The organism is Mycobacterium sp. BMJ-28 (assembly GCF_054404835.1).
The window spans coordinates 5,308,665-5,332,374 of sequence record NZ_CM136783.1 but is presented as its reverse complement, the minus strand read 5'-3'; the positions used below and the strand labels follow the sequence as shown (position 1 = coordinate 5,332,374).

27 protein-coding genes are annotated in these 23,710 nt (G+C 67.1%); 15 read left to right on the top strand and 12 right to left on the bottom strand.

Annotated elements, in window-relative coordinates:
- Positions 1 to 19 precede the first annotated feature (19 nt).
- Positions 20 to 877 carry a hypothetical protein gene (locus ACXPWS_RS26535; RefSeq protein ID WP_458709501.1) on the top strand — a complete coding sequence of 286 codons (858 nt, stop codon included), beginning with the start codon at positions 20 to 22 and terminating at the stop codon, positions 875 to 877.
- On the opposite strand, the gene ACXPWS_RS26530 is transcribed toward ACXPWS_RS26535, so the two are convergent.
- The 3 genes from ACXPWS_RS26530 to ACXPWS_RS26520 form a co-directional block, all read right to left on the bottom strand.
- A complete protein-coding gene (locus ACXPWS_RS26530; RefSeq protein WP_458709500.1) occupies positions 857 to 1,750 on the bottom strand; it encodes a crotonase/enoyl-CoA hydratase family protein in 894 nt (297 codons plus the stop codon). The genes ACXPWS_RS26535 and ACXPWS_RS26530 overlap by 21 nt on opposite strands.
- A 31-nt stretch (positions 1,751 to 1,781) precedes the next feature.
- Complete coding sequence (locus ACXPWS_RS26525; RefSeq protein WP_458709499.1) at positions 1,782 to 2,024, bottom strand: hypothetical protein; 243 nt, start codon at positions 2,022 to 2,024, stop codon at positions 1,782 to 1,784.
- Between the two features lie 73 nt (positions 2,025 to 2,097).
- Positions 2,098 to 4,212, bottom strand: coding sequence for a prolyl oligopeptidase family serine peptidase (locus ACXPWS_RS26520; protein WP_458709498.1), 2,115 nt, complete (start codon positions 4,210 to 4,212; stop codon positions 2,098 to 2,100).
- Positions 4,213 to 4,245: 33 nt separating this feature from the next.
- Between ACXPWS_RS26520 and ACXPWS_RS26515 the strand changes: the two genes are divergently transcribed.
- Positions 4,246 to 4,722 (top strand): DUF779 domain-containing protein, encoded by a 477-nt coding sequence (locus ACXPWS_RS26515; protein WP_458709497.1) that lies wholly within the window; start codon positions 4,246 to 4,248, stop codon positions 4,720 to 4,722.
- Here the strand turns inward: ACXPWS_RS26515 and ACXPWS_RS26510 are convergent.
- Positions 4,706 to 5,569 carry a cyclopropane mycolic acid synthase family methyltransferase gene (locus ACXPWS_RS26510; protein WP_458709496.1) on the bottom strand — a complete coding sequence of 288 codons (864 nt, stop codon included), beginning with the start codon at positions 5,567 to 5,569 and terminating at the stop codon, positions 4,706 to 4,708. The genes ACXPWS_RS26515 and ACXPWS_RS26510 overlap by 17 nt on opposite strands.
- A gap of 195 nt (positions 5,570 to 5,764) precedes the next feature.
- Here ACXPWS_RS26510 and lpdA point away from each other — a divergent pair, with 195 nt between their 5' ends.
- On the top strand, positions 5,765 to 7,159 hold the full coding sequence (lpdA, locus tag ACXPWS_RS26505) for a dihydrolipoyl dehydrogenase (RefSeq protein ID WP_458709495.1): 1,395 nt from the start codon (positions 5,765 to 5,767) through the stop codon (positions 7,157 to 7,159).
- Between the two features lie 5 nt (positions 7,160 to 7,164).
- Positions 7,165 to 7,434 (top strand): hypothetical protein, encoded by a 270-nt coding sequence (locus tag ACXPWS_RS26500; RefSeq protein ID WP_458709494.1) that lies wholly within the window; start codon positions 7,165 to 7,167, stop codon positions 7,432 to 7,434.
- A gap of 3 nt (positions 7,435 to 7,437) precedes the next feature.
- On the opposite strand, the gene ACXPWS_RS26495 is transcribed toward ACXPWS_RS26500, so the two are convergent.
- Both ACXPWS_RS26495 and ramB read right to left on the bottom strand, forming a co-directional pair.
- Positions 7,438 to 8,013, bottom strand: coding sequence for a carboxymuconolactone decarboxylase family protein (locus ACXPWS_RS26495; protein ID WP_458709493.1), 576 nt, complete (start codon positions 8,011 to 8,013; stop codon positions 7,438 to 7,440).
- The gene (ramB, locus tag ACXPWS_RS26490; RefSeq protein ID WP_458709492.1) at positions 8,010 to 9,446 is read right to left on the bottom strand and encodes an acetate metabolism transcriptional regulator RamB; all 1,437 of its coding nucleotides are present in this window, start codon (positions 9,444 to 9,446) and stop codon (positions 8,010 to 8,012) included. Before ramB ends, ACXPWS_RS26495 begins: the two co-directional genes overlap by 4 nt.
- A gap of 90 nt (positions 9,447 to 9,536) precedes the next feature.
- Between ramB and ACXPWS_RS26485 the strand changes: the two genes are divergently transcribed.
- From ACXPWS_RS26485 to ACXPWS_RS26470, 4 genes are all read left to right on the top strand, one after another.
- Entirely contained in the window at positions 9,537 to 10,334 is a 798-nt protein-coding gene (locus ACXPWS_RS26485; protein ID WP_458709491.1) for an acyl-ACP thioesterase domain-containing protein, read from the top strand.
- 273 nt (positions 10,335 to 10,607) lie between these two features.
- On the top strand, positions 10,608 to 11,894 hold the full coding sequence (aceA, locus tag ACXPWS_RS26480) for an isocitrate lyase (RefSeq protein WP_458709490.1): 1,287 nt from the start codon (positions 10,608 to 10,610) through the stop codon (positions 11,892 to 11,894).
- A 117-nt stretch (positions 11,895 to 12,011) separates the two neighbouring features.
- Positions 12,012 to 12,827: a 3-hydroxybutyryl-CoA dehydrogenase gene (locus tag ACXPWS_RS26475; RefSeq protein ID WP_458713707.1), complete on the top strand. Its 816-nt coding sequence runs from the start codon at positions 12,012 to 12,014 to the stop codon at positions 12,825 to 12,827.
- Positions 12,828 to 12,948: 121 nt separating this feature from the next.
- Positions 12,949 to 13,821 (top strand): cyclopropane mycolic acid synthase family methyltransferase, encoded by an 873-nt coding sequence (locus tag ACXPWS_RS26470; protein WP_458709489.1) that lies wholly within the window; start codon positions 12,949 to 12,951, stop codon positions 13,819 to 13,821.
- Between the two features lie 71 nt (positions 13,822 to 13,892).
- Here ACXPWS_RS26470 and ACXPWS_RS26465 read toward each other — a convergent pair whose 3' ends face one another.
- Positions 13,893 to 14,756, bottom strand: a complete 864-nt coding sequence (locus tag ACXPWS_RS26465) for a polyphosphate kinase 2 family protein (protein WP_458709488.1) — start codon at positions 14,754 to 14,756, stop codon at positions 13,893 to 13,895.
- Between the two features lie 4 nt (positions 14,757 to 14,760).
- Complete coding sequence (locus ACXPWS_RS26460; protein WP_458709487.1) at positions 14,761 to 15,465, bottom strand: TetR/AcrR family transcriptional regulator; 705 nt, start codon at positions 15,463 to 15,465, stop codon at positions 14,761 to 14,763.
- Between the two features lie 105 nt (positions 15,466 to 15,570).
- On the opposite strand from ACXPWS_RS26460, the gene ACXPWS_RS26455 reads away from it, so the two are divergent.
- From ACXPWS_RS26455 to deoC, 6 genes are all read left to right on the top strand, one after another.
- The gene (locus ACXPWS_RS26455; RefSeq protein WP_458709486.1) at positions 15,571 to 16,902 is read left to right on the top strand and encodes a DUF445 domain-containing protein; all 1,332 of its coding nucleotides are present in this window, start codon (positions 15,571 to 15,573) and stop codon (positions 16,900 to 16,902) included.
- Positions 16,903 to 16,985: 83 nt separating this feature from the next.
- Complete coding sequence (locus ACXPWS_RS26450) at positions 16,986 to 17,531, top strand: helix-turn-helix domain-containing protein (RefSeq protein ID WP_458709485.1); 546 nt, start codon at positions 16,986 to 16,988, stop codon at positions 17,529 to 17,531.
- A gap of 16 nt (positions 17,532 to 17,547) precedes the next feature.
- Positions 17,548 to 18,186 carry a heparin-binding hemagglutinin gene (locus tag ACXPWS_RS26445; protein ID WP_458709484.1) on the top strand — a complete coding sequence of 213 codons (639 nt, stop codon included), beginning with the start codon at positions 17,548 to 17,550 and terminating at the stop codon, positions 18,184 to 18,186.
- A 38-nt stretch (positions 18,187 to 18,224) separates the two neighbouring features.
- Positions 18,225 to 18,509, top strand: a complete 285-nt coding sequence (locus ACXPWS_RS26440) for a DUF2516 family protein (RefSeq protein WP_458709483.1) — start codon at positions 18,225 to 18,227, stop codon at positions 18,507 to 18,509.
- A 47-nt stretch (positions 18,510 to 18,556) separates the two neighbouring features.
- A complete protein-coding gene (locus tag ACXPWS_RS26435) occupies positions 18,557 to 18,952 on the top strand; it encodes a DUF2599 domain-containing protein (protein ID WP_458713706.1) in 396 nt (131 codons plus the stop codon).
- Positions 18,949 to 19,629, top strand: coding sequence for a deoxyribose-phosphate aldolase (gene deoC, locus ACXPWS_RS26430; protein ID WP_458713705.1), 681 nt, complete (start codon positions 18,949 to 18,951; stop codon positions 19,627 to 19,629). Before ACXPWS_RS26435 ends, deoC begins: the two co-directional genes overlap by 4 nt.
- A 1-nt stretch (position 19,630) precedes the next feature.
- Here the strand turns inward: deoC and ACXPWS_RS26425 are convergent, their stop codons facing one another.
- From ACXPWS_RS26425 to ACXPWS_RS26410, 4 genes are read right to left on the bottom strand one after another with little or no spacing between them, the layout of a single operon-like run.
- Positions 19,631 to 20,497 carry an LmeA family phospholipid-binding protein gene (locus ACXPWS_RS26425; RefSeq protein ID WP_458709482.1) on the bottom strand — a complete coding sequence of 289 codons (867 nt, stop codon included), beginning with the start codon at positions 20,495 to 20,497 and terminating at the stop codon, positions 19,631 to 19,633.
- Positions 20,494 to 21,330: a carbon-nitrogen hydrolase family protein gene (locus ACXPWS_RS26420; RefSeq protein ID WP_458709481.1), complete on the bottom strand. Its 837-nt coding sequence runs from the start codon at positions 21,328 to 21,330 to the stop codon at positions 20,494 to 20,496. Before ACXPWS_RS26420 ends, ACXPWS_RS26425 begins: the two co-directional genes overlap by 4 nt.
- 10 nt (positions 21,331 to 21,340) lie before the next feature.
- Positions 21,341 to 22,120: a class I SAM-dependent methyltransferase gene (locus ACXPWS_RS26415; protein WP_458713704.1), complete on the bottom strand. Its 780-nt coding sequence runs from the start codon at positions 22,118 to 22,120 to the stop codon at positions 21,341 to 21,343.
- Positions 22,117 to 22,623 carry a DUF2505 domain-containing protein gene (locus ACXPWS_RS26410; protein WP_458709480.1) on the bottom strand — a complete coding sequence of 169 codons (507 nt, stop codon included), beginning with the start codon at positions 22,621 to 22,623 and terminating at the stop codon, positions 22,117 to 22,119. Before ACXPWS_RS26410 ends, ACXPWS_RS26415 begins: the two co-directional genes overlap by 4 nt.
- Here ACXPWS_RS26410 and ACXPWS_RS26405 point away from each other — a divergent pair.
- Positions 22,622 to 23,704 (top strand): UDP-N-acetylmuramate dehydrogenase, encoded by a 1,083-nt coding sequence (locus tag ACXPWS_RS26405; protein ID WP_458709479.1) that lies wholly within the window; start codon positions 22,622 to 22,624, stop codon positions 23,702 to 23,704. The two genes, ACXPWS_RS26410 and ACXPWS_RS26405, sit on opposite strands and share 2 nt — an antisense overlap.
- The last annotated feature ends 6 nt before the right edge of the window (positions 23,705 to 23,710 follow it).

The following is a 23,710-nucleotide window of genomic DNA, read 5'->3' as shown; positions in this document are numbered from 1 at the left end:
TCCCTGAGGGAGGGGCGCCGTGCGGTTTCTGCTGGCGGCGCTGCTGTGGGTGATCACCACGGTGCTGCTGGCGGTGACGGTGCCCGCGCTGTGGGCGCAGCACACGCTCATCGACCGGGACGGGTACACCGCCTTCGCGGCGTCGGCGGCCAAGGACCCCGCGTTGCAGCAGGCGATGGCCTCGGAGCTTGGTGGCCAGCTCAAGAGTCTGGCCAGCGGTAGCGGCTATGACACGCCCACCGACCTGCTGAGCAGGGCGGCCGGCGTGTACACCGCCAGTTCGGTTTTTCCCGGGCAGTTCGCCCAGGTCAACGGGCTGGCCCATGACTGGTTGTTCACCGACCGGGTGTCGCGTTCGGATGCGTCCGGGCGGTGGCTGGTCGACGTGTCGCCGATGCTGGCGGACAGCTCCTTTCGAGAGACCCTGACCTCTTTCGGTATCGCGGCCCCCGACAAGCTCGAGGTGCCGCTGACCGAGAACGTGTCGACACATCTGCGGCCCGGGCAGTTGCGGCTGGCCGCGGTGTGGGGGCCGTGGGCCAGCGTGGGGGTGGCGGTGCTGGCCGGCGTGTTCGCCCTGCTGACCCTGGCTGCGTCCAGGGCGCGGGGAAAAGCCCTTGCCGCGCTGGGTGTTTCGGCCCTGCTGGTGGGGGCGGCCGGGTGGGCCGGTATCGAGATCGGCCGGCGCTACGTCGATGACGCGTTGAACCGGACCACCGGGGATGTACACGCGATCGCCGATGTGATGGTCGATCACGCGGTGGGCAGCATGCACGTGTGGCTCAACCTCACCCTGACCGTCGGCGGTGGTCTGGTGATCATCGGGGTGATCGTGGCGCTGCTGAGCGGACTGGGCTCACGGCGTGATGATGTGTGACGGATCCGGGCGGCGTTCGGGTGGGGCCTGGCTGTAGTCGCCCCACGGTCCGTCGCGAAGTTCCACCGCCGCGCGCACACCGTCGGTGGCCGCGGTGTCGATGAACCGCAGCGCGTCGGGGGTGTTGCGCATCAGCCCGTCGAGGATCCCGCCCAGTGTCTGGGTGGACGCCAGGCCCATGTTCTCGTAGGCCTGGTTGACGATCAGCTTCTGGGCTTGCAACTGCGACAACGGAATTCGAGCCAGTTTGGCCGCCACTTCGGCCACCCGCGCTTCCAGCCGGTCGAACGGCACCGACTCGTTGATGAGCTCGACGGCGGCGGCCTCCTTGCCGGTGAGCGGTTCGCCGGTCAGCGAATGCCACTTCACCTTGGCCAGACTCAGCCGGTAGAGCCACATCCCGGACAGATAGGCACCCCACATCCGGGCGTACGGGGTGCCGATGACGGCGTCGTCGCTGGCGATCACCAGATCCGCGCACAACGCGTAGTCGCTGGCGCCGCCCACGCACCAGCCGTGTACCTGGGCGATCACCGGCTTGGAGGCCCGCCAGATGGCCATGAACTTGCTCGTCGGCGCCGTCTCGCGGGCGGTGACCATCGCGAAGTCCTTACCGGGGTCCCACCGGCCGTCGGTGTTCATCGACTCGCCCCAGTGGCTGAATCCGTCGCCGAAGTCGTACCCGCCCGAGAATGCTCGTCCCGCGCCCCGCAGCACGATCACCTTGACGGCCGGATCGCGTTCGGCCAGGCCGATCGCCCGTTCGATCTCGTCGGGCATCGGCGGGACGATGGTGTTCAGCTGCTCGGGGCGGTTCAGCGTGATGGTCGCGACGGGCGGCTGCGCGCTGTAGAGCAAGGTCTCGAATTCCATGGAAGGAGTCGATCCAGCACGGCCCGTGAAGTCAAGAGTCGCGTTTGCGCTTCTCGACCGCCAGCCGCTCTTGGTTGACCCAGTTTTGGGTGAGCCCCAGTGCGATGAGAATGTCTGCAGCCGTGATGAACAGGCCGGCGAAGTACATCCATTTGAGGGTCGGATCGGGCTGGGCGGCGAAGTAGACCCCCAGGAAGATCGGCCCGACGATGCCGAAGACGAACATCATGCCCTGAAACACCAGGTAGCGGCGGAATATGGTCCAGGGCGTCATCGCCGTCAGCCTAACCTGTGAGCCGTGGCGGTGAGATGCCGTCGTCGTCACGATATGGGCGGGCCAGCCGGGTTCAGCCGCCGAGCGTGCGCCACAGGTAGGTGTAGATCAGCGCTGCCCGAAACGCCGCCTGGGAGTTGTCGGCCGCCCCGCCGTGCCCGCCCTCGATGTTCTCGTAGTAGTCCACCCGGTGCCCGGCGTCCTCCAGAGCCGCGGTCATCTTGCGGGCGTGCCCGGGGTGTACCCGGTCATCGCGGGTCGAGGTGGTGATGAGGATCGGCGGGTAGCGACGCTCTGCCGAGATGTTCTGGTACGGCGAGTATTTCGAGATGAAGTCCCAGTCCGCGGGATCGTCGGGGTTGCCGTACTCGGCCATCCAGGAGGCGCCGGCCAGCAGCAGGTGGAAACGTTTCATGTCCAGCAGCGGCACACTGCACACCAGTGCCCCGAACAGCTCGGGATACCGGGTCAGCATGATGCCCATCAGCAGCCCGCCGTTGCTGCCGCCCTGGGCGCCCAGCTGCGCCACCGTCGTCACCCCGCGGTCGACCAGATCGCGGGCCACCGCCGCGAAATCCTCGTCCACCAGGTGCCGCCCGGCGCGCATCGCCTGGGTGTGCCAACCCGGCCCGTATTCGCCGCCGCCGCGGATGTTGGCGAGCACGTAGGTGCCCCCGCGGGCCAGCCACAACCGGCCCAGCACCCCGTCGTACGAGGGGGTGCGCGACACCTCGAACCCGCCGTACCCGACCAGCAGCGTCGGGCCCGCCGCGCCGGGACGCCCGACCACGAAGTACGGCACCCGGGTGCCGTCGGCGGACACCGCGAAATGTTGGCTCACCTCGAGCCCGTCGGCGTCGAAGAACGCGGGCGCCCGTTTGATCTCAGTGAATCCGGCGCTGTCGGAGCCGAGCAACAGCCGCGACGGTGTGACGAAACCGCTTGAGTCCAGGAAGATCTCGTCACCGTCGGAATCGGCGCCGGCAATGACCACGTTGGTGTTGGGCGGTAGGCCGGGCACGTCGGCGGCCGACCAGTCACCGGGGGTGACGATCTGCACCCGGCTGGCGACGTCGGCCAGGGTCACCACCACCAACTTGTCGCGGGTCCAGGAGTACTGGTGGAGGCAGGTGTGCTCGTCGGGGGTGAACACGACGGCGAGATCAGCTGTGCCGGCGACGAATCCGGAGTACTCGGCGGCCAGCAGCGAGCCGGCGGGGTAGCCCTTCCAGTCGGTGCGCAGCTCGATCAGCAGCCACTCCCGGTGCAGCGACACCGTCGCATCCGTCGGCGCATCGATCCGGATCAGCTCCGCACCGCGCAACTCGTAGATCTCGTCGTTGAAGAAGTCCACGGCCCGGCTGATCAGTGTCCGCTCGAATCCCGGTGTGCGGTCCACCGACGCCGCCACGATCACGTCACCGCGTTCGCCGGCGTACACCGTCGCGGCGTCGGCCAGGTCCTGGCCGCGCTCCCAGCGCTTGACCAGACGGGCGTAGCCGGAATCGGTCAGCGAACCCTCGCCGAAATCGGTACCGACCAGCACGGTGTCCGGACCGGCCCAGGCGATCTGGGTCTTCGCCTCCGGCAGCTCGAAGCCGCCCTCGGATCCGGCCTTGACGAATTTCCTTGTCTTCATGTCGAATTCACGGACGACCACGGCGTCCGCGCCGCCGCGGGACAGGCTGATCAGCGCGCGGGAATGGTCCGGCTCGATCACGTCGGCGCCGGCCCACACCCAGTTCTCGTCCTCGGCGGCGGCAAGCCGGTCCACGTCGGTGACGACATCCCAAACCGGCGACTCGGTCCGGTAGGACTCCAGCGTGGTGCGCCGCCACAATCCGCGCGGGTTGGCCGCATCGCGCCAGAAGTTGTAGAGATGCGCACCGCGGCGCCGGACGTAGGGAATGCGGGCATCGGTGTCGAGCACCTGCAGCGCCTCGGTGCGCATCTGCTCGAACTGGTCGCCGCCGAATTCGGCCAGCGTCGGTTCGTTGTGCCGGCGCACCCAGGCAAGAGCGTCGTCGCCGGTGACGTCTTCCAGCCAAAGGTTGGGGTCCGGGGCGGGCGAAGCGACGGGATCGGACGCCGGGGCGAGCGAAGCGACGGGATCGGACGCCGGGGCGAGCGAAGCGACGGGATCGGACGCCGGGGCGAGCGAAGCGACGGGATCAAACTCTGAACGCATGTGACCTTTCTACCGTGGGCGTAGCGTGGGGACATGACCAGCCGAGCCCTGATCACCTCCGCGGCCGCCGACCTGCTGGCGACACTGCAGAAGCGACACGGCGCGTTGATGTTTCACCAATCCGGCGGCTGCTGCGACGGCTCCTCGCCGATGTGCTATCCGGACGGCGACTTCATCGTCGGCGATCGCGACATCCTGCTCGGCGTGCTCGACGTGGGCGACGGTGTCCCGGTGTGGATATCCGGACCGCAATTCCAGGCCTGGCGCCACACCCAGCTGATCATCGATGTGGTGCCCGGCCGCGGCGGCGGCTTCAGCCTGGAAAGCCCGGAAGGGATGCGCTTCCTGTCCCGCGGCCGGGTCTTCACCGACGAGGAGAACGCCGAACTCGCCGGGCAGGTGCCGATCACCGGGGCCCAGTACGCGCAAGGGGCTCGTCCCGCCGACGGGGGGACCCGGATCGTGGCCGAAGCGGCCGACGCCTGTCCGGTGCCTACTTCTCCAGCGTGAACTGGTCGACGTCGACCTGGCGGTTGCGGAACAGATCGGCACAGCCGGTCAGGTACTTCATGTACCGGTCGTAGACCTCTTGGGACTGGATCGCGATGGCCTCATCCCTGTGCGCTTCCAGGTTCGCCGCCCAGATGTCGAGGGTCTTGGCATAGTGCGGTTGCAGCGACTGCACCCGGGTGACCTTGTACCCGGCAGCGGTGGCGTGCTCCTCGACCATCGGCACCGACGGCAGCCGGCCGCCGGGGAAGATCTCGGTGAGGATGAACTTGATGAAGCGGGCCAGCTCGAAGGTCAGTGATATCCCCAGCTTCTTGGCTTCGGCGGGGTGGATGCCGCAGATGGAATGCAGCATCATCACGCCGTCGGGCGGCAGAATGCGGTAGGTCTTGGCGAAGAACTCCGCGTACCGGTCATGGCCGAAGTGTTCGAACGCGCCGATCGAGACGATCCGGTCCACCGGCTCGTCGAACTGCTCCCAGCCCTGCAGCAGCACCCGTCGGCTGCGCGGGGTGTCCAGCTGGTCGAAGGTCTGCTGGACGTGCGCGGCCTGGTTCTTCGACAGGGTCAGCCCCACGACGTTCACGTCGTATTTCTCGATCGCCCGCCGCAGGGTGGCGCCCCAGCCGCAACCCACGTCGAGCAGGGTCATGCCCGGCTGAAGGCCCAGCTTGCCCAACGACAGATCGATCTTGGCCAGCTGGGCCTCTTCGAGGGTCATGTCGTCGCGTTCGAAGTAGGCGCAGCTGTAGGTCTGGGTGGGATCCTGGAAAAGCCGGAAGAAGTCGTCAGACAGGTCGTAATGCGCCTGAACGTCCTTGAAGTGTGGTTCCAACTGTTTGGACATGAACGGGCTCGGCCTCTCGATCGACGTTGCGGCGGGGGACTACCCCGCGGATTCACCGTTGAAACCACGAAACTGCGGCCTGATTGGTTCAGACGTCCCCAATGAGACTATTCGTAGCTGACGTGGAAAGGGATCGGACGAGTTTGGACATAGAGCTGCGTCCCCAGCCTCGGGCCGCCCCGATAGGGTGGTGCCGTGACCCACTATGACGTCGTCGTACTCGGAGCTGGCCCCGGCGGATATGTCGCGGCCATCCGCGCTGCCCAACTCGGCCTGAACACCGCCATCGTCGAACCGAAATATTGGGGTGGGGTGTGCCTGAACGTGGGCTGCATCCCGTCCAAGGCGCTGCTGCGCAATGCAGAACTGGCGCACATCTTCAACAAGGAAGCCAAGACCTTCGGTATCAGCGGGGAGGCCAGCTTCGATTACGGCGCCGCCTTCGACCGCAGCCGCAAGGTCGCCGACGGCCGGGTGGCCGGCGTGCATTTCCTGATGAAGAAGAACAAGATCACCGAGATCCACGGCTACGGCAAGTTCACCGATGCCAACACCCTGGCTGTCGACCTCAACGAGGGCGGGACCGAGACGGTCACCTTCGACAACGCGATCATCGCCACCGGATCCAGCACCCGGCTGGTGCCGGGCACGTCGTTGAGCGAGAACGTCGTCACCTACGAGAGCCAGATCCTGTCGCGGGACCTGCCCGGCTCGATCATCATCGCCGGCGCCGGAGCCATCGGCATGGAGTTCGCCTACGTGCTGAAGAACTACGGCGTGGATGTCACCATCGTCGAATTCCTGCCGCGCGCACTGCCCAACGAGGACGCCGAGGTGTCCAAGGAGATCGAGAAGCAGTACAAGAAGCTCGGCGTCAAGATCCTCACCGGCACCAAGGTCGAGTCGATCACCGACGACGGCTCGACGGTGACGGTGGCAGTCAGCAAAGACGGCAAGTCCGAGGACCTCAAGGCCGACAAGGTGTTGCAGGCCATCGGGTTCGGGCCCAACGTCGAAGGTTTCGGGTTGGAGAACACCGGCGTCGCGCTGACCGAGCGCAAGGCCATCGCCATCGATGACTACATGCGCACCAACGTGCCGCACATCTACGCCATCGGGGACGTGACCGCCAAGCTGCAGCTCGCCCATGTCGCCGAGGCGATGGGTGTGGTCGCCGCCGAGACGATCGCGGGTGCCGAGACGCTGGCACTGGGGGACTACCGGATGTTGCCGCGTGCCACCTTCTGCCAGCCGCAGGTGGCCAGCTTCGGGCTCACCGAGCAGCAGGCCCGCGACGAGGGCTACGACGTCGTCGTCGCCAAGTTCCCGTTCACCGCCAACGGCAAGGCGCACGGACTCGGGGACCCGACCGGTTTCGTCAAGCTGGTCGCCGACAAGAAGCACCTGGAACTGCTCGGCGGGCACCTGATCGGCCCCGACGTGTCCGAGTTGTTGCCCGAGCTGACCCTGGCGCAGAAGTGGGATCTGACCGCCCACGAGCTGGCCCGCAACGTGCACACGCATCCGACGCTGTCGGAGGCTCTGCAGGAATGCTTCCATGGCCTGACCGGCCACATGATCAACTTCTGACCGTCGTGCGCACGAAGGTGGTCGCCGCCGTCGGCGGGCTGGTGATCGGCCACATCCTGTGGCTGCTCGCCATCACGGCGGCGATCAGCACCAGCGATGTGAGTTTCTGGGTGCTGATCGTCTCGGCGGTGATCATCGCGCTGGCGATCGGCGTCGGCCTGCTGGGGTTGCGGGCCTACCGGCGTAAGTCGGAAGTCTGGACGGCCTTCCTGTGGGCGGTGTTGGTTTCCCCGGTGCTGATGACGGTCGCCGTGCTGGGCGTGACGTATCTCTGAGCCCTAGTCGGGGAAGTCCAGCGGAATCCGCAGCGTCGCCATGGTGGCGGCCAGCGCATCGTATTGCCCTGCGAGGGTGCAGAATTCGATGATCTGCGGGCGGCTGTACAGCTTGGCCAGTGCGGCCCAGGTCTCCGCGGACATGGATCGGGTGATGACGAATTCGTCGGTAGCGGTGACCAGCACCCGCTGCCGTGGAGTGAGCCCGTCCGCGTCCGGACCTTCGAAGATGGCGGCCTGGGTGGTGGCGTCCAGTCCCCGGCTGCGGGCCAGTCTGCGGTGCTGCTGCAACTCGTACTCGCAGTCGCGCAGATGGCCCACCCGCAGGATCACCACCTCGGCGTCCTGGCGGGACAGCTTGCCCGCGTAGAGCAGATACCCGGAGAACGGCAGCCAGGCCAGAAACAGCAGCCGGTGCTGACCGAGCACGTCGAACAGGTGGAACTTCGGTGCCCGGATGCCGCGCGCGCCCGCCTTGGCGATCGCCCAATTGACGGGCCCCAGTTCACGCAGGCCGCCGGGCGGGATACGCGGCGGCGCGGTCGGCTCGTCCTGGGACCGTTCGTGGCTGGTGCTCATGACTGTTTCACCAGGTAAGGAGACACCGTGCTGCGGTGCTCGTCGAGGTCGAGCGCGCGACCGAGTGCGGGGAACGCGCGTTGGGGACAGTTGTCGCGCTCGCACACGCGGCACCCGGCGCCGATCGGAATTGCTGCGACGTAGGGGTCACCGGTCAGTTCCAGCCCTTCGGAGTAGACCAGCCGGTGCGCATGACGGAGTTCACAGCCCAAACCGATCGCGAACGTCTTACCCGGCTGACCATAGCGCGAAGCGCGCCGCTCGACGGTGCGCGCCACCCACATGTACTGCCGCCCGTCGGGCATCTGGGCGATCTGCACCAGGATCTTGCCCGGGTTGGCGAATGTCTCGTAGACGTTCCACAGCGGGCAGGTGCCGCCCGACGAGGAGAAATGAAACCCGGTGGCGGACTGGCGTTTCGACATGTTCCCGGCCCGGTCGACGCGGACGAAGGACAGGGGCACGCCGCGCATGGAGGGACGTTGCAGGGTGGACAGCCGGTGCGCGACGGTCTCGTAGGACACCGAGTAGTACGCGGACAGTCGTTCGACGTCGTAGCGGAAGTCCTCGGCCACGGTGTGGAACTGCTTGTAGGGCAGCACGGTGGCGGCCGCGAAGTAGTTGGCCAGCCCGAGCCGGGCCAGCGTGCGGGACTCGTCGCTGGTGAACTTGCCCTCGTCGGTCAGTTTGTCGATCAGATCGCCGAACTCCAGGTATGCCAGCTCGGCGGCCAGCTTGAACACGTACTGCCCGCTGGCAAGGTGGCTGCCGATTTCCAGGGTTCGGGTGGCCGGGTCGAAACGGTGTAGCACGGTGTCGCCCAGGTCCATCCGCCGGACGATGTGCACGCCGTGCACCGCGGTGAGCCGGGCGGACAGTTCGCCGGCCAGGTCGGCCCGGTGCATGCGCATCCGGATGGTGAGGTCCTCGGCGGCGGTGTCGAGCTCGTGTAGATAGTTCTGCCGCTGGTAGAAGTAGTCGCGCACTTCTTCGTGCGGCATGGTGATGGAGCCCGAACCCGAACTCGACCCTCCGCCGTCGCCGAACCGGTCCTCGGTCACCGCGGCGAGCTGGGTGGTGGTGAGGCGGTAGCGCTGGTGCAGGTTGACCATCGCGCGGGCGATCCCCGGATGCGCGGCCACCAGGTCGGCGATCTCGGCGACATCGATCTCGAGGTCCACGTCGCGGTCCAGCGTGACCTCGCGCAATTCGGCGACCAGGCGGGTGTCGTCCTGCGAGGCGAAGAAGGTGGCGTCCACCCCGAACACCTCGGTGATGCGCAGCAGCACGGCGACGGTCAAGGGCCGTACGTCGTGCTCGATCTGGTTGAGATAACTGGGGGAGATCTCGAGCATCTGCGCCAGGGCCGCCTGGCTGAACCCGCGTTCGCTGCGCAGCTGGCGCACCCGCGATCCGACGAACGTCTTGGCCATCCATTCAGCGTAACGACGCCTGCAAAGATTGGCTTTGCATTGTTGGCAGACCAAAATGGAACCCATGAGCGAAGCGTGCGAGGGATCCGCATGACCGGTTTGGCGAAGACGATGATGCCCGTGCCCGACGGGCACCCCGATGTGTTCGACACCTCATGGTCGCTGCGAATGGCCGATGTGGACCGGGACGGCCGGTTGCGTTTCGACGGTGCCACCCGCCACATCCAGGACATCGGCCAGGACCAGCTGCGCCAGATGGGTTACGAGGACGTGCACCCGGCGTGGATCGTCCGCCGCACGATGATCGACATCGTCGAGCCCATCGAGTTTCCCGACATCCTGCGGTTGCGCCGGTGGTGTTCGGGGACCTCGACACGCTGGTGTGAGATGCGGGTGCGCATAGAAGGAAGGCGGTCGGGCGTCATCGAGTCCGAAGCGTTCTGGATCTGCTTCAGCCGCGAGACGCAGAGCCCGGGCCGAATCTCCGATGACTTCCTGGCCGGGCTGCGGCGCACGACGGATGTGGACCGGCTGCGGTGGAAGGCCTACCTCAAGCCCGGCGCCCGTGAAGATGCCGTCGCCGTGCGCAAGTACCCGGTGCGGGTCACCGATATCGACTTGTTCGACCACATGAACAACGCGGTGTACTGGAGCGTCGTCGAGGACTATCTGGCGACGGCGCCCGAGTTGCTCAAGGCACCGCTTCGGGTGACCATCGAGCACGACTCGGCGGTGGCGCTGGGCGACGACCTGGAGATCCGGGTGCACGTCTACCCGCCCGGATCGACGGACAAGTTCGGTCCCGAGCTCACCGACCGGACTGTTACAACGCTCACATATGCGGTGGGTGACGAGACCAAAGCGGTCGCGAGTTTGTTCGCCCGCTGACCCACGGCCGTTTAACAGTACGGGCGTACTGACCAGCGAAAATTGGCTACCGGCGGGTAGCTTCTGAACCGGTCAAGCTGATAGCGCGCTTCGCAATCTTTGCAAGTTGGCTCGACCTGTTAGCCAAAATTGGCAAGTGAAACGGGTGGACCTGCGCATATGGCGTAAGGCATCCTCGGATTAGCACACCAGCGAGGTCGCGGCGGCATTAACAACCGCAAGCATTGGAAAGGCCGCAGCGACACCCGCACTTGTTAACCCGATAGGAGAGCCATGTCCACCGTTGGCACACCGAAGAGCCCGGAACAGATCCAGCACGACTGGGATCACAACCCCCGCTGGAAGGGCATCGAGCGCACCTACACGCCCCAGGACGTCGTCGCCCTGCAGGGCCACGTCGTCGAAGAGAACACGCTGGCCCGCCGCGGCGCCGAGGTGCTGTGGGATCAGCTGCACACCATGGACTACGTCAACTCGCTCGGCGCGCTGACCGGCAACCAGGCCGTGCAGCAGGTGCGCGCGGGCCTGAAGGCCATCTACCTCTCCGGCTGGCAGGTCGCCGGTGACGCCAACCTCTCCGGCCACACCTACCCCGACCAGAGCCTGTACCCGGCCAACTCGGTGCCGCAGGTCATCCGCCGCATCAACAACGCGCTGCTGCGCGCCGACCAGATCGCCAAGGTCGAGGGTGACACCTCGGTGGAGAACTGGCTGGCCCCCATCGTGGCCGACGGTGAGGCCGGCTTCGGCGGCGCGCTCAACGTGTACGAGCTGCAGAAGGCCATGATCGCCGCCGGTGTCGCCGGTTCGCACTGGGAAGACCAGCTGGCCTCGGAGAAGAAGTGCGGCCACCTCGGTGGCAAGGTGCTGATCCCCACCCAGCAGCACATCCGCACCCTGACCTCGGCCCGTCTGGCCGCCGACGTCGCCGACGTGCCGACGCTGGTCATCGCCCGCACCGACGCCGAGGCGGCCACCCTGCTGACCTCCGACGTCGACGAGCGCGATCAGCCGTTCATCACCGGTGAGCGGACCAAGGAAGGCTTCTACCACGTCACCAACGGTGTGGAGCCCTGCATCGCCCGCGCCAAGGCCTACGCCCCGTACTCCGACCTGATCTGGATGGAGACCGGCACCCCGGACCTGGCGCTGGCCAAGAAGTTCGCCGAGGCCGTCAAGGCGGACTTCCCCGACCAGATGCTGGCCTACAACTGCTCGCCGTCGTTCAACTGGAAGCAGCACCTGGACGACGCGACCATCGCCAAGTTCCAGAACGAGCTCGGCGCCATGGGCTTCAAGTTCCAGTTCATCACGCTGGCCGGCTTCCACGCCCTGAACTACTCGATGTTCGATCTGGCCCACGGCTACGCCCGCAACCAGATGAGCGCCTACGTCGAGCTGCAGGAGCGCGAGTTCGCCGCCGAGGAGCGCGGTTACACCGCGACGAAGCACCAGCGCGAGGTCGGCGCCGGCTACTTCGACCGGATCGCCACCACCGTGGACCCGACCAGCTCGACCACCGCGCTCGCGGGCTCGACCGAAGAGGGCCAGTTCCACTAGAAGTGAGTTGATAGCGTCAGGCCTCGTCCGTGCATGCGGGCGGGGCCTGACGGCTGTCCGGAGTCCAAGGGAGATCAAGTGAGCATCGAACGAGTCGGCGTGATCGGCGCCGGGCAGATGGGCGGCGGTATCGCCGAAGTGAGCGCGAAGGCCGGTGCGCAGGTGCTGGTCTATGAGCCGGCCGCCGAACTGCTGGACGCCGGCAAGGCCCGCATCACCGCCTCGCTGGACCGGGCCGTGGCCAAGGGCAAGCTCAGTGCCGAGGATCGCGATGCCACGTTGGGCCGGCTGGGTTTCACCACCGACCTGTCAGATTTCGCCGACCGGCAGTTGGTGATCGAGGCGATCATCGAGGACGACAAGGTCAAGACCAAGGTCTTCGCCGAGCTGGACCAGATCGTGACCGACCCGGACGCGGTGCTGGCGTCGAACACCTCGAGCATTCCGATCATGAAGATCGCCGCGGCCACCAAGAATCCGCAGCGGGTGCTCGGCCTGCACTTCTTCAATCCGGTACCGGTGCTGCCCCTGGTCGAGCTGATCTCGACGCTGGTCACCTCGGACGACGCGCTGAAGCGAACGGAAGAATTCGCTGGCAACGTGCTGGGAAAACAGGTGGTGCGCTGTTCGGACCGATCCGGCTTCGTGGTCAACGCGCTGCTGGTGCCCTACCTGCTCGCGGCCATCCGGATGGTGGAAGCGGGGTTCGCCACCATCGAAGACGTCGACAAGGCCGTCGTCGGCGGGTTGTCGCACCCCATGGGCCCGCTGCGGTTGTCGGACCTGGTCGGTCTCGACACGCTGAAGCTCATCGCCGACAAGATGTACGAGGAGTTCAAAGAGCCGCTGTACGGGCCGCCGCCGCTGCTGTTACGCATGGTGGAGGCCGGTCAGTTGGGGAAGAAATCGGGCCGGGGCTTCTACACGTATTGACCCGACAATATATTTAGCTTAGCTAATATGGGGTACCATCGTCGGATACGGCTCGAAAAAACCTTCGGGGGAAGGTACCCGGGCCGGGATCAGCAATTCAACAAACGAGGTCATTTTTCGTATGTCAAACGTCGAGTCCGATCTTGCGCCGTACTACGAGGAGTCGCAGTCGATCTACGACATCTCGAATGAGTTCTACGCCCTGTTCCTCGGGCCGACCATGGGCTACACCTGTGGTTACTACGAGCGCGAGGACATGAACCTCGAAGAGTCGCAGAACGCCAAGTTCGACCTTGCCCTGGGCAAGCTGGGCCTGGAGCCGGGCATGACCCTGCTCGACGTCGGCTGCGGCTGGGGCGGCGCGCTGGAGCGGGCGCTCACCAACTATGACGTCAACGTCATCGGCATCACGCTCAGCAAGGAACAGTCCGACTACGCCCGCAAGCGGCTGGCCAAGATCGAGACCAAGCGCAATGTCGAGATCCGGCTGCAGGGCTGGGAAGAGTTCAACGAGCCCGTCGACCGCATCGTGTCCATCGGCGCGTTCGAGGCCTTCAAGCAAGAGCGCTACCCGGTGTTCTTCGAGCGTGCCTACAGCATCCTGCCGTCCGACGGCGTGATGCTGCTGCACACGATCCTCGCGCACACCCAGCAGTTCTTCCGCGAGAACAACATCAAGCTGACGATCAGCGACCTGAAGTTCATGCGTTTCATCGCCGCGGAGATCTTCCCGGGCGGGCAGCTGCCGGCCGTCGAGGACATCGAGAAGCTGGCCGCCGACTCCGGCTTCGAGCTCAAGCGCACCCACCTGCTGCAGCCGCACTACGCCCGCACGCTGGACATGTGGGCCGCCAACCTGGAAGCCAAGAAGGACGAGGCGATCGCCCTGCAGGGCCAGGTTGTGTACGACCGCTTCATGAAGTACCTGACCGGCTGCGCGGACTTCTTCCGCCGCGGAATCACCAACATCGGCCAGTTCACGCTGGCCAAGTAGGACTCTCGGAAGCGCCGAGACTACGGGGTTCCGTAGTCTCGGCGCTTTTGTGCGCGGCCTCGGCGCGAAGGTCAGGCCTTCGCCAGCCGCTTCTTCTCGGCCTTGACGTCGAAGTCCGCCGGCGGCCAGGACAGGTTGAACTCCTTGAGCGCCTCGATCAGCAATTCCAGGATGGCCAGCCGGCTGTACCACTTCCGGTTGCACGGGATCACGTGCCAGGGCGCGTAATCGGTCGACGTGCGGTCCAGCATGGCCTGGTAGGCCTCCTGATATTTCGGCCACAGCAGTCGTTCGTCGATGTCGGCGGGGTTGTACTTCCAGAATTTGTCCGGCCGGTCCAGGCGCTCGGCGAGGCGCTTCTTCTGCTCGTCCAGTGAGACGAACATCGCGACCTTCACGATTTTGGTGCCCCCGTCGACGAGCTCCTTCTCGAAGGCGTTGATCTCGTCGTAGCGGGTACCCCACACCTCCGGCGGGACCATGTCGTGCACGCGCACGATCAGTACGTCCTCGTAGTGCGAGCGGTCGAACACCCCGATGTGTCCCGCTGCGGGCAGGGCGTTGCGGATCCGCCACAGATAGTGGTGGGCCAACTCCTCCTCGGTCGGCTTGCCGAAGCTGGCATAGTCGATGCCTTGTGGATTACCTGATCCCACAACATGTTTGACGATGCCGCCCTTGCCTGCGGTGTCCATGCCCTGGAGCACGAGGAGCAGTGAGCGGGTGTCCCCGGCGCGGCTGTTGGCGTAGAGCATCTCCTGCAGCTCGGCGAACCGGATGTTGCGCTCGGCCTGCAGCACGGGGGCGTCGCGTTTGGAACCGATGAACCCCGGGGTGGCCTCGGGATCGATGTCGGCGACCTTGTCCCCGGGACGGAATTCCAGATGCGTGTGCGGCTCGTGGGTCCACAGCGCGGGCAGGTCGGATTCGGTCATCCGGTCAGTCAAGCAGCTGGGTGGGCAATGACGGTGACGGGTGGGGCCGCGAGTTGAATTCCTGCAGCGACCCACCCACCTCGACGATGCCGCACAGCCCGCTCCAGGACAGCATGGTCAGATAGTCGATCAGGTCGTCGGTGCTCATCCGCGGATTCGACATCCACGAGTGGGTGGCCAGCTGAACCCCGCCGACGATCATGAAGGCCCACGGTTCGACGCCGCCGGTGTTCATGCCCGCGGCGGCCATCCGGCGGCGCAGCATGACGGCGAGCATGCGGGCGATGATCTGCTCGGAGTCGTTGATGGCCTTGGTGCGGCTCGACGAATTGTTGGACATGACGAACCGGTAGGGCTCCGGTTCGGAAGCGACGGTGTCGACGTACACCCGGATGATCTCGCGGACCAAGGTGTAGCCGTCCAGATTCGAGGACAGGGCCGCGGCCATGTTGGGGATCAGGGTGGTCTGGGCGAACCGCATCATCACCGCGGTCGTGAGGTCGTTCTTGTCGACGAAGTACCGGTACAGGACGGTCTTGGACACCCCGATCTCGGCAGCGATCTCGTCCATGCTGACGTTGCTGCCCCGCTGGCGGATCGCTTCCAGCGTGCCGTCCACAAGCTCGTTGCGACGGTCAACCTTGTGCTGATGCCAGCGTCGTTTGCGGCCGTCGGTTTTTACCGCTGCCGCCGAGCTCTGCTGTGCCACTGTCGTGAAAGTCCGATCACTAGGTCGTCTTGATAATACGGTGATTCGGCCCCTCGCGGTCGATCGCCTCGCCACCTCGGTGGCGCGGTAGCGGATGATGTAGTTGTGGCGCACAGACCAGCTCCGGGCCCGCCGTCGTTGACCGCAAGTTTTGCTACGGCGGTGACGGCTGCAGATGCCGGGCCCGACTCAAAAGCCGACCGGGAACGCCGCCGCGGATTGCGGCGGATGAAGGCCGTCGCCCTCGGATTCCTGGTCGGCGCGACGGTGCTGTTTCTCGTCTGCACGTGGGCCCAATCGCGCGGCGCCGCCGACTGGGTGGGCTACGTGCGGGCGGCCGCGGAGGCCGGCATGGTCGGCGCGCTGGCCGACTGGTTCGCGGTGACCGCCCTGTTCACCCACCCGCTGGGCATCCCGATCCCGCACACCGCGATCATCAAACGCAAGAAGGACCAGCTCGGCGAGGGTCTGGGCAACTTCGTCCGGGAGAACTTCATGTCCCCCGAGGTGGTCGCGACGAAGCTGACCGACGCCCAGGTCGCGGGCCGGATGGGCAAATGGCTCTCGGAGTACGGGCATGCCGAACGGGTGGCCGCCGAGGTGTCCACGGTGCTGCGGGTACTGGTCGAGATGCTGCGCGACGAGGATGTCCAGCACGTGCTGGACCGGATGATCGTCAAGCGCATCGCCGAGCCGCAGTGGGGACCGCCGGTGGGCCGGGTGCTGTCCGGCCTGCTGGCCGAGCAGCGCCAGGAAGCGTTGTTGCAGCTGCTGGCCGACCGGGCGTTCCAATGGTCCCTGAATGCCGGTGAGGTGATCGAGCGGGTCATCGAGCGTGATTCACCGACCTGGTCGCCGCGCTGGGTGGACCACCTGGTGGGCGATCGGATCCATCGCGAACTGATGGACTTCACCGACAAGGTGCGCCGCGATCCCAATCACGAGCTGCGCCGGTCGGCGACCAAATTCCTCTTCGAGTTCGCCGACGACCTGCAGCACGACGAGGCCACCATCGCCCGTGCCGAGAAGGTCAAAGAGCAGATCATGGCCCGTGACGAGGTCACCAAGGCAGCCGAGACCGCCTGGACCGCGGCCAAGCGGATCGTGCTGGAGTCGGTGGACGATCCGTCGTCGGCGCTGCGCACCCGGATCGCCGAGTCGGTGGTCCGGATCGGGGAGTCACTGCGTGACGACGCCGAGCTGCGGGACAAGGTGGACGGCTGGATCGTGCGGGGCGCCCAGCATCTGGTCGGGCAGTATGGGACGGAGATCACAGCGATCATCACCGAGACCATCGAGCGCTGGGATGCCGACGAGGCCAGCCGCCGGATCGAACTTCATGTCGGCCGTGACCTGCAATTCATCCGGATCAACGGCACGGTGGTGGGCGCCCTGGCCGGGCTGGTCATCTACACGGTGGCGCAGCTGCTGTTCTGAGACTGCTAGCAAGTGCTTGCAATAGTTAGCACTCGGTCGTACCGTGGGTTGTGCCAGCAGGAACCCGACGGATCGAGGCCCAGATGTCGCAGGATGCAGATTCTGCTTCGGACAAGATCGCTTCCGTCGTCGGCAACGACAAGATTGTCGCCGTCGTAGCCAACGAGAAAATCGCCGAAGTCGTGAGCAACGCCGCTTCAGACATCGGCAGCTTCATCCGCACCCAGCGCGAGGCGGCCCAGGTTTCGGTGCGCCAACTCGCCGAGAAGGCCGGGGTGAGCAACCCCTACCTCAGCCAGATCGAGCGGGGGCTGCGCAAACCGTCGGCCGATGTGCTCAACCAGATCGCCAAGGCACTACGGGTATCGGCCGAAGTCCTCTACGTGCAAGCCGGGATTCTCGAACCGTCCGAGGGCAGTCAGGTCCGTGACGCGGTCATCGGCGACAACGCGATCACCGAGCGGCAGAAGCAGGTGCTGCTCGACATCTACACGTCGTTCTGTCAGCAGAACGAAGCCGAAGCAGCGGCGGCCGAATCCGGTGCGCAGGGGGAAGCGGAAGGGGTGCCGACCACGTCTCGAGTCAAGTCTGAATCCACGACATCAGAACCACATACGTCACTTAGCTGATCCGAAAGGAAAAACCATGCCCGAGAAGACCACCGACAAGGCCCAGCCCACCATCGAGGACCTCAAGGCCCCGCTGCTCGCCGCCGTCGGCGCCGCCGACCTGGCCCTGGCCACCGTCAACGAGATCGTCACCACGCTGCGCGAGCGTGCCGAGGACGCGCGCACCGACGCCCAGGGCCGCGTCGAGGGGGGCCGTGCCCGCCTGACCAAGCTCCAGGAAGAGCTGCCGACCCAGTTCGACGAGCTGCGCGACAAGCTCACCACCGACGAACTGCGCAAAGCCGCCGAGAAGTACGCCGATGAGGCGCAGACCCGATACAACAAGCTGGTCGAGCGTGGCGAGGCCGCCCTCGAGCGGCTGCGCAACCAGCCGGCTCTCGAAGAGGCCGCAGGCCGCCTGGAAGGCGTCACCGACCAGGCCGTCGAGCTGACCCAGGACGCGCTGGGCACCGTGGCGTCACAGACCCGCGCGGTGGGCGAGCGTGCCGCCAAGCTGGTCGGCGTGGAACTGCCCAAGCGGGCCGAGAAGGCCGCCGCACCGGTCAAGAAGGCTGCACCGGCCAAGAAGGCCGCCCCGGCGAAGAAGGCCGCACCCGCCGCCACGGCAGCTCCGGCCGCCAAGAAGGCCCCGGCCAAGAAGGTCACCCAGAAGTAAGTTCGACGTTCGGGATGGCACCCGCCTAGGCTGCACGTGTGATGCTTGCAGACCTGGCGGGTGCCATTCTTTTTGTGCTGGTCGGGATCGTCGTCCTGGTTGGTGTGTATTCGTTCGTCCATGCGGCCATCCAGCGCCCCGATGCCTATACCGCCACCGGCAAGCTCACCAAGCCGGTGTGGTTGCTCATCCTCGGCGTGGGTGTCCTGCTCGCACTGCTGATGCGCGACGCGTTCGGTGCGGCGATCTGTGCCTGCGCGGCGGGTGTCTATCTCGTCGACGTCCGGCCGAAGATCCTTGAGATCCAGGGCAAGTCGCGCTGACGCGCGATGATCGACCGGTGCGGAATGCGCCCGTTGCGCCCCGCTCGATGCGCATCCTGATCGCCGCGCTCGGCGCGGCGAGCGCCGTGCTGTGTGCGGCCCCCGTCGCGCACGCCGAGGGGCACTACGTCGACCACACCAAGTGGGTGAAATGGGGCGACCTGTCCAGCCTGCGCGTTTACCCGACGCCGGCCGCCCGGGCCGAATCCGCCCGGCCCGACACCCTCGCCGAGGCCGGCCAGGCCTGGGCCGAGGTGCTGGCCGACGCGCCCGACGCCGACCTGCCGGGTATGCACGCCCAATTCCTGTGTCACTGGCAGTACGCCGAGATCGCCGAACCGGGCAAGGCGAGCTGGAATCTGGAGCCGTGGCGGCCGGAGGTCAGCGACACCGCGATGTTCGCGTCCGGCTGCAACCCCGGCGGAACCGAGGAGCCGTTCTGATGGCATCCCGCAGCCGGCACGAGGTCGCCGCGCTCGTCGACCACACGCTGCTTAAACCCGAGGCCACCGCGGCCGACGTCACCGCGCTGGTGGCAGAGGCCGCCGACCTCGGAGTGTTGTCGGTGTGCGTGTCGCCGTCGCTGGTACGGGTCGCGGCGACCGCCGCGGGTCCCGACGGCCTGCTGGTCGCCGCGGTGGCCGGATTCCCGTCCGGCAAGCACCTGTCGGTGATCAAGGCGGCCGAGGCGGCCCAGGCCGTCGCGGCCGGAGCGGCCGAGGTCGACATGGTGATCGATATCGGCGCGGCGCTCGGCGGTGAACTGGACGTGGTCACCGAGGAGATCACCACGGTGCGCGCGCACATGCCCGGCGCCACGTTGAAGGTGATCGTCGAGTCGGCCGCCCTGCTGGAGTTCTCCGGCGAGACGCTGCTGGCCGACGTGTGCCGGGTGGCCCGCGATGCCGGCGCCGATTTCGTGAAGACGTCCACCGGATTCCATCCCAGCGGCGGGGCCTCGGCGCGGGCCGTTCAGATCATGGCCGCGGCCGTGCCCGGGCTCGGGGTGAAGGCCAGCGGCGGCATCCGCACCGCGGAGGCCGCGCAGGCCATGCTCGACGCCGGCGCCACCCGGCTCGGCCTGTCGGGCACCCGCGCGGTGCTCGACGGCTTCGTCTGACTCAGTCCAGGCCGGCGAAGCACGGATCGCCGCCGTTGCCACTGCGGCCCGGCGGCATGGTGGCGTTGCGGGTCACGAACTTGGCGGCCACACCGGAGTCGGTCACCTGCACGCTGTCGGCGTGGATTCCCAGCGGGATGTTCTTGGTGATCTGATCGAGGAACGCGTCGAGCGCAGGCTGCACCGTCTCGCGCGGCAGCATGAAGCCCAGACCGGACAGGCTCTGCACCGTCAGCGTCAGGTTGTTGTTGGTGACTTCTGGCTTGACCACGATGCTGCCGAGCGCGGCCTGCAGTTCGATGGTGCCGTCGCTGGGACGCGTCGTCACGCTGCTGACGAAGCTGCCGACCAGTGGAATCTGGTTCTGGATGGTGTTCTTGATGCCGTCGGCGGTCCAGGTGATGTTCGCGTCCAGCGCGCCGATGGTGCCGGGCGCGCTCTGGTTGCCGGTCAGCCGGACGTCGTTGATGACGATCTCGGCCTTCATCCCGTCGGCCTCGCGGACCCGGTTGCCCGCCGTGGTCACCGTGATGTTGTTGTAGTGCTTGTCCAGGTGCTGCAGCAGGAACGGAGTCTTGCCGAACGACACGTCGACATCGTCCTGCACCACGCAGGAGGTGATCTGGGTGACCGTCTTGTCGGCGATGTGCCGGGCCACCAGCTCGGAGCCGACCACACCCGCCACCACCAGCGCCAGCACGATGACCACCACCAGCACGATGGACAGCGGATCGCGGAACAGTCCGGCGATCTTGGCGCCCACCGATTTCGGCGGCTCGGGCGGGGTGGGGGGCAGGGGAGCCCCGGTGGGCGCTGGAGACCCAGCCGGCACTGCGTCGGTGGGTTGAGGAGCCCAGGGATCGGTCACGCAGTCGATTGTGCCTTAGCGAACGACGTGCGATTGCGCAGCACCGCGATCGTCTCCCGGGCGCGGGCGGCCGCGTCCAGGTCGATATCGGTCACCACCAGCTGCGGTTCGTCCCCGGCTGCCTGCAGAATTTCGCCCACCGCCGACGCGACGAGGCTGCCGCCCACCCCGGTCGGCCCCAGCGCGGCGATCTCGTCACCGGGGTAGGCCTGGCCCACCGCGGCGACCACACCGGTGGTGTCGATGGCACGGGCCCGGGCCAGCAGGGTCCACTGGTCGAGCTTGCCCGGACCGGTGCCCCAGGACGCGTGCACGGTGATCAGTTGCGCGCCGCGGTCGGCGAGATCCAGGTACAGCTCCGGGAACCGGATGTCGTAGCAGAGGGTGAGACCCACCTTGACCCCGACGGACTCTGCCCCGTCGCTTCGCTCGCCCCGGACCTCGATCACCACCGGCTCGGTCCCCGGCGCGACGGTCTTGGACTCGGCGAACCCGTAGGCGTCGTAGAGGTGGATCTTGTCGTAGTGTGCGTCCACGTCCGGCCCGGCGGCGAGCAGGGTGTTGGTCACCCGGCCGTCCCCGGACGGGCAGAACATCCCGGCCACGACGGTGATCCCGGCTTGCTGGGCGACCGCGCGCACGCCGTCGGCCCAGCGGCCGTCGAGTGGTTCGGCGACCGGTGCCAGCGGCACCCCGAACCGGCACATGGTGGCCTCGGGGAACAGCACCAGGCGGGCCCCCGCCGCCGCGGCGTCCCGGGTGTACTGCGCCACCAGGTCCAGATTGGCTACCGGATCGGTGCCGGACCGAATCTGTGCCAGAGCAATCCGCATACCACCGAGACTAGTGCGGTGCGACGGTCTGCCAAGGCACGGTGAGCACACCGTCGCGCACCCGCCGGCGGGACGGCTGCACGGCCACGCCCTGGGCGCGCAGGTCCTCCAACATGGCGCGCCAGCGCACCCGGGGGCCGAACACACCGTGTCCGGCCGCGCCGGCCCAGGCCAGGTCGGCCCTGCTCAGCAGGTCATAGATCGGCTGGCCCGCAACGTTGTGGTGGATGAGCACTTTGGGCAACCGCTCGGCCAGATCCGAAGGTCGTTCGATGGCGAACGGATCACAGGCCAGGGTCAGGCTGACCGGGCCCGCCGCGTCGAGCAGCACCCAGCAGCACCGCCGGCCGAGCTCATCGCAGGTGCCGTCGATGATCAGCCCGCCCGGGGCCAGCCGGGCGCGCAGCTGGTTCCAGGAGTCATCCACCTCGGCCACCGGGTACTGGCGCAGCACGTTGAAGGCCCGCACCAGCACCGGCCGCAGCCCGGCCAGTTCGAAGCCGCCGAGGGCGAATTCGACGTCGGTGCCCGCCGCGCGCGCGGTCGCCACCCGCTGCGGGTCGATCTCCAGACCCACGACGCGGACATCGGGCCGGACCGCGCGCAGGCGCGTCGCCAGTTCGACGGTGGTGACCGGTAACGCCCCGTAGCCGAGGTCGACGACCAGGGGCTCGGCAGCGCCCGACAGTGCCGCGCGCACCAGCGGCGAATGCACCAGCCAGCGGTCGCTGCGGCGCAGCCGGTTGTACCCCGTGGTGCCACGCGTGTGATGGCCGATCGGTTTGTTCAGCCGTGATCCCTGATCCACTCGTTGGTGAAGACCTGTTCCAGCCGCAGCATCTCCATCAGGTGGCCACCGATGAAGTTCTCCAGCTTGCCGCCGACCAGCGGGATCTTCACCTCCATGGTGGCGCGCACCTCGGCGCGCGCACCGGTGTCGGTGCCGGCCAGCACCGCCGTGGCCGCGGCCCGGGCCGGGGTGCCGGGCAGATCACCCTTGATGGCCCCGGTGGCCCGGCCGTCGGTGAGCGGGCTCCAGATCTCCCGGCGGATCAGGGTCAGATCGCCGCTGTGGAATTGGGTGATGACGGCCGGCAGTTGGGTGGGCCGCACCGTCTGGGTGGTGACGATCTCGATACCGCCGTCGGCGGCCGTCTCCAGGACGTCCAGGGACGTCTGCGCGCAGCCGGACTTCTCCAACCGAGTGAGCCAGTACTGCTTCTCGGAGAACGCCGCGAGAATCTGCGCGGCGGAGCATTCGTAGGTGGCTGCCAGGTCGAAAGAACGTGGCATGCCGGCCACGCTACCGTTACCACCCGTGGTCAGTGAGTTCTTCCAGGGCGCGGCGGTCGCCGTGGGTGTCCCGCTGGCGCCGCTGACCACGCTGCGGGTCGGTCCGGTCGCGAGCCGGCTGATCACCTGCGACACCACCGGCAAGTTGATCGACGTGCTGCGCGCGCTGCCGGTGGCCGACGACGTCCTGGTCCTCGCCGGCGGATCCAACGTGGTGCTGGCCGACGACCTGACCGGCCTGACCGTGGTGGCGGTGGCCAACACCGAGATCACCGTGGCGGGGGCCACCGTGCGGGCGGAGGCCGGCGCCCGGTGGGACGACGTGGTGGTGACCTCGCTGGCGCACGGCCTCGGCGGGCTGGAGTGCCTGTCCGGCATCCCCGGCTCGGCGGGGGCGACGCCCGTGCAGAACGTCGGGGCCTACGGTGCGGAAGTGGCCGACACCATCGCCCGGGTGCGGTTGCTGGACCGACGGACCGGAGCCGACCGGTGGGTGCACCCGGCCGAACTGGGCTTCGGGTACCGGCACAGCATGCTGAAGAACTCGCCCGCGGCGGTGGTGCTGGAAGTCGAATTCGCCCTGGACGCCGCGGGGCGCAGCGCGCCGCTGCGCTACGGCGAACTGGCCACCGCGCTGGGCCTGGCGCCGGGGGAGCGGACCGACCCCTTGCGGGTCCGCGACGCGGTGCTGAAACTCCGGGCCGCGAAGGGCATGGTGCTGGACGCCGCGGACCACGACACCTGGAGTGCCGGGTCGTTCTTCACCAATCCGGTGGTCGCGCCGGAGGTGCTCGAACGTGTTCAGGCCGGATTCGAGGGCCGGGTGCCGCACTATCCGGCGCCCGACGGAGTGAAACTGGCCGCCGGCTGGCTGGTCGAACAGGCCGGATTCGGCAAAGGTTTCCCTGGTCCGGGCGCCGCAGCAACCTTGTCGACCAAGCACGCGCTGGCGCTGACCAACCGCGGCCAGGCCACCTCCGCCGAGGTGATCGCCCTGGCCAGGACGATTCGGGACGGCGTGCGCAACCGATTCGGGATCGATCTCACACCCGAACCATTTCTGCTTGGCTGCCAGCTCTAGGTACCG